Origin of the sequence: Cerasibacillus sp., assembly GCF_036516575.1 — a bacterium.
In the GTDB taxonomy this organism is placed as follows: domain Bacteria; phylum Bacillota; class Bacilli; order Bacillales; family Amphibacillaceae; genus Cerasibacillus.
This window is the reverse complement of record NZ_DATBTY010000074.1, coordinates 1-4,770: the sequence shown is the minus strand read 5'-3', so window position 1 is coordinate 4,770 and position 4,770 is coordinate 1. Positions and strand designations below refer to the sequence as shown.

Here is a 4,770-nt window from a genome sequence, read left to right as displayed (position 1 = left end):
GCAAGGACGTACCCTGCAATGACGAGCTGGGACGAGCCACCAAGCTTGATGTCTAGGATCAATTTATAGGTTCGTAAGTCTGCGGTAACATGTCGACTAAAGATGTACGTTCGTGGGAATAGGTCAATAAATTTTGTTATATGCCAAGGCTTAAAGTCATCTTGTTCATCCTATTACGATCTTCAACAAGAAAACCTTATACTCTTTTATCAAATCCTGGACTTGAAAAATATTCATCAAAAATATTTGGATCAAATGGTTCTCCATGTTTCCAAGTTGGATTGTTTTCCCTCACAATATCGACTAACTTTTGCGCCTCTGCTGTCTTTATCTGTGTCAACGTCCACATAGCTGATGCACGTTCATCTACAGGTAAAGTCTGTGCATACTGTTTTATGAATTCGTTAAATGATTCACTTTTTTCGTTTACCATACCAAATCCGTTTATAAAATTCCTTCTTGTCTGCTCGATAACCTTTTCTTTAATATCATCTGACACTTCAACTAACTTTTTCCAGTCGCTCCGTCCAGTAATATCCATTCCCGGTTCAATGAACTTACTCGGATCAAAAGTTTCCTGTTGATTTTGTAGATTAGATATTTTATCTGCTTGTTGCATTGTCTTAATCCACATAGATAAGTGTTGACCACCAATACGCATATTAATCAGACTCCCTTTTATTTATGATTTTCTTATTCATAACTAATGCTCTATCATTATTTGTTAATACGTATAATCTACTGTCATTCGTGCGGTTGCAGTTGAAACTGTTCCAGTTGTAACAATATATACTTGCCAAGTACCATAAGGATCTAATCCATTAAATTCAGTAAACGATAGTGAGGTACTACCTACCAAGCGCGTGGCCGAATAACCACTTGGGTGTTTAACATAAAGATAAAACGAATCGCTCCCAGGACTAACATTAACATTCACTTTGACACTTGATACTGTTGCATTGCTTGGAACTGATCCCGATGAAATGTTCCATGAAGCAGATGGATTTCCAAACAGTGAGTTCATTGTGCCTGTACTACCAGTAAAATAATTTGACGCAGCATCCACTGGTAATGCCATTGTTAGACAAATCACAAAAGACATTATAATGATAGACATTTTCTTTTTCATCTTGAATAATTCTCCTCTCCTTGAATAATTCTCCTCTCGTTTAAGTTTATTTACTATATATATCGGTCACCGTATACATTTCTAAAGTTTCACAATATAAAAACGACCTATACAATTATCACTATGTCGATTGTATAAGTCGTTTTTTGAATGAAATATTATATTTCAACTTCAACAGCCATTTCAGACTTAAATTCTATCTCCAACTTCTCAGGGTGAACAGTAATCTTTTCAATCATTCGCCTCACTAGTTGTTCATCATACGTTTCTAATTCACATGTTTGCTTTTTTAATAATTCTGCAATTTCATTCAATCGTTCTCTTCCATTATCCTGTTCCGCAATCTCTAGTTGAAGTTGTTGTTTCTCTTCCCTTCGTTTGTAAATATTATCGACAACGTCATTATAATCTTTGTCTGAATTCGCTAGGTCGATTAAAGAATGCTGCAACGTTTCTAGTTCTTTTTCAACTTTCATCAGTTTATCGTGTAAGTGACTTGATAATGTTTGGGCAATATTTTGTTCTAAGACTTTGAGGAAATTGCTCCGATTTTTAAACAGTTCATTGATCGCTTGGATAACGGCTTGTTTTAAATCATCTTCTCTAACTGTTCGCGCATCACAAAATACTCCTGTATTTTCAAGTCTGCTGACGCATCGCCAAACGATTGACCTCTTCCCTCGGTTATTCCAATGGACTCTTCTAAATATCTCCCCACAGTTTTCACAAAATACAATTTGAGCCAAACTGTGGTTGCTACTGTAATTTCGTCTTTGTCCATTTTTGCTAATATGAGCGATTTTTCGTTTTTTCAACTCTTCTTGCACGAGCATGAAGAGATGTTTTGGTATGATGGCTTCGTGGTTATTTTCCACATAGTATTGCGGAACAACACCATCGTTGTTCACTCAACCCCTGCGAGTTTCCACTCGGGATTAGCTTGAATGTATGACGTGTAGTGTTCGATTTGCACTTCATAGCTAGTTGCTTGTTCATCACTGTCAGTTGATACACGACAATAAGCAGCTACCCTTAGCTTTTGTTTTTCACTTACTTCCCTTGTTCTTCTAGGTCTCGCAGGAATAACTGTAACATTTCTTGAACTTTCCATCGTTTAGTTCACCACACTTTCTATTAAACTGTAAACATATTCTGCTTGTTTATATGGGTTGTCATGTTTGATATCGATAGATGGTAAAGTGAATGTGGGAATTTCAAACGGGGTTTCTTCTTGTTTTTTATTTAGTCTTCCTAATTTTTTTGCCCGTTTATATCTTTCTATCTTCACTTTTTCAAATAATTCTTTTGATATTAAGGTAGGAAAAATATCCGTTCCTAAGTATCTTTCATCCGTTAATATTCGGGTAATACCGCCATGATTTCGCTTTATTCCCGCTTCCTTAGCGGCATTTGCTAATGACAATCCTGATAAATACGCTTGAAAAAGATGCTGCAGTTGTTTCAGCTCTTCTTTATTTATGACTACTTTACCGTTTTCAATTTGATAGCCAAATGGTGTATGTGCCATCACCTATTCACCTCTTCCTTTAGCAACAAGCCACTTTTTAATAAAAAACCTATTTTTGTTGACGAGTGTATATAAACCTTTTCAATATATTCGTTAAATATCGTTTCTTCAAATGATGCAACTTTCTGCTGTTTATTGGTGAAACTCATCAGTCTTTTCAGTTCGTAGACTTGTTCTTCTTCGTTGCGAATAAGTCGTAGCAACCGTTCTTTATCCTCCAACAACTCATTAATTTGGTTGTCCATCTTCGCCCGTTGTTCTTCATACAATTTCTGTTCTAAAAACTTATCATCCATTAGCTTTTTCAACATTTGACTCTTTGCATAGCACTCGGTCAATTGCAGTTCAATATTATCGAGTTGCTCTTCTATATCCTGTTTAAAGCCATTTTTCATTGTTTCAAATAGCGGATGCAGTATTTCTTTACGAGCAAATATAAGTTTGTTCATCATCGTAATAAATGCTTGATGAATACGTTCTTCTCTCATAAAAAGCATCGAACATTCATCTTTATTTTTGATATGTGTTGAACAACACCAGGCAATATATTTTTTATGCGTGGAAGTGTGAATTCTTCTTTTAAATGTATCGCCACATTCTACACATTCAATCTTTCCTGAATAAGGATAACGATTTAAATATTTTCTACTTCCAACAGCTACATTCTTTTGACTTGCTTGATATTCTAGCATTCGATTAGCCGCTTCAAAGTCAGCATGTGTGATAATTGCTTCATGGTGATTTTTAATTAAGTATTGATCCAATTCACCTCGATTTATCTTTCGGTTAAAATGTTCATCAGTAAAAGTCTTTTGAAGTAGCACATCCCCAGTGTACTTTTCGTTTTTAACAATTCCACGTATCGTAGAACCTGTCCAATTGCCATTTCGTTTTGTTGGAATCCTTTCTTCGTTTAACTGCCTGGCAATTCGTTCCGTTCCTGTTCCTTTAAGCACACTATTGAATATCCGCTTGACTACTGGTGCTTGTTCTTTATTTACAACAACTTGTTCATCAATATAATCGTAACCGTAAGGCGGATATGATAATTTATAGGTTCCACGTTTGAACCTTTGCCTTATCGACCACTTACTGTTTTCGGAAAGTGACACTGATTCATTTTCTGCAAGGCTACTTAAAATCGAAAGCATGAGTTCACTTTCCATCGAATTTGTATTGATGTTTTCTTTTTCAAAATAAATGTGCACACCTAAGTCCATCAATTTTCTAACTAACTCCAGGCAATCAATCGTGTTTCTCGCAAATCGACTAATTGATTTTGTTAAAATGAAGTCAATCTTTCCTTTTTCACAGTCAGATATTAATCGAAGCAATCCTAGTCGTCTATCCTTTTTGGTCCCAGTGATGCCTTCATCACTATAAATATCCACGAGCTGCCATTCATCATTATTTTCAATTAAAGTTTTATAGTGTCGTCTTTGTGCTTCTAAACTAATCAATTGATCCTCGTTCGATGTTGACACTCGTATATATGCAGCGACCTTTTGTTTCGGTTTTACTACTGAATATGTTGTCATATCAAGTGTTGTTATCTTTCTCATCCACTCAACCTCCCTTCTTGTACGTGACATATTAGCGTTAGAACACTGTTATATCAAGGTTTATCGCACATTAAAGGGCCTAATAAAGGGGTGAATTTCTGACGATTTAATTTGTTTATTTGATTGAATTCTTCCTTTGAAATGAGTTCTTTTTCACGTAGTTTCATGAGCATTTTTTCAGCAAGATGAAAATGAAGTTCATTTTGAAGTTGTTCTTCAGTTGGTTTTGATGGTTTATGATTTGGTGTTTGATGCTCAGATGAGAGTTGTGTCATTCGCATATGGTTTTCCTCCTAAATAGTCTTCTACCTATATGCGATAAAAAGATAGGATTCGAACCCTTGTTTCTGTAATATGTTGATTAATAGTTGATATGTAATTGAAGTTCTAGATATAATGAAAGTAGATTATTCAACAAACGGGCCATATTGTTGTATAAGTGATGAAATACTGAATTTAAAACTTAGTTTATATGTGGTAAAATGTTTTAATCAAGTTTAGGAGGAATTAATTATGAAGTGTAATGAATGTAACAGGGTTCAATTAAAAGA

Annotated in this window: 7 protein-coding genes; all 7 read right to left on the bottom strand. The window is 35.1% G+C overall.

All coding sequences use genetic code 11. From position 1 onward, the window contains the following. Positions 1–196 precede the first annotated feature (196 nt). The gene (locus tag VIG73_RS13380; RefSeq protein ID WP_331642837.1) at positions 197–661 is read right to left on the bottom strand and encodes a DUF3879 family protein; all 465 of its coding nucleotides are present in this window, start codon (positions 659–661) and stop codon (positions 197–199) included. Between the two features lie 63 nt (positions 662–724). Further along, positions 725–1,117, bottom strand: coding sequence for a hypothetical protein (locus tag VIG73_RS13375; RefSeq protein WP_331642835.1), 393 nt, complete (start codon positions 1,115–1,117; stop codon positions 725–727). A gap of 170 nt (positions 1,118–1,287) precedes the next feature. Then, the gene (locus VIG73_RS13370) at positions 1,288–2,037 is read right to left on the bottom strand and encodes a zinc ribbon domain-containing protein (protein ID WP_331642833.1); all 750 of its coding nucleotides are present in this window, start codon (positions 2,035–2,037) and stop codon (positions 1,288–1,290) included. Further along, complete coding sequence (locus tag VIG73_RS13365; protein WP_331642831.1) at positions 2,034–2,240, bottom strand: hypothetical protein; 207 nt, start codon at positions 2,238–2,240, stop codon at positions 2,034–2,036. Before VIG73_RS13365 ends, VIG73_RS13370 begins: the two co-directional genes overlap by 4 nt. A 3-nt stretch (positions 2,241–2,243) precedes the next feature. Further along, positions 2,244–2,657 carry a recombinase gene (locus VIG73_RS13360; RefSeq protein ID WP_188859073.1) on the bottom strand — a complete coding sequence of 138 codons (414 nt, stop codon included), beginning with the start codon at positions 2,655–2,657 and terminating at the stop codon, positions 2,244–2,246. Continuing rightward, complete coding sequence (locus VIG73_RS13355; RefSeq protein WP_331642826.1) at positions 2,657–4,219, bottom strand: recombinase family protein; 1,563 nt, start codon at positions 4,217–4,219, stop codon at positions 2,657–2,659. The genes VIG73_RS13360 and VIG73_RS13355 overlap by 1 nt, the downstream gene beginning before the upstream one ends. Positions 4,220–4,272: 53 nt before the next feature. Next, complete coding sequence (locus VIG73_RS13350) at positions 4,273–4,500, bottom strand: SHOCT domain-containing protein (protein ID WP_331642824.1); 228 nt, start codon at positions 4,498–4,500, stop codon at positions 4,273–4,275. Positions 4,501–4,770: the final 270 nt, after the last annotated feature.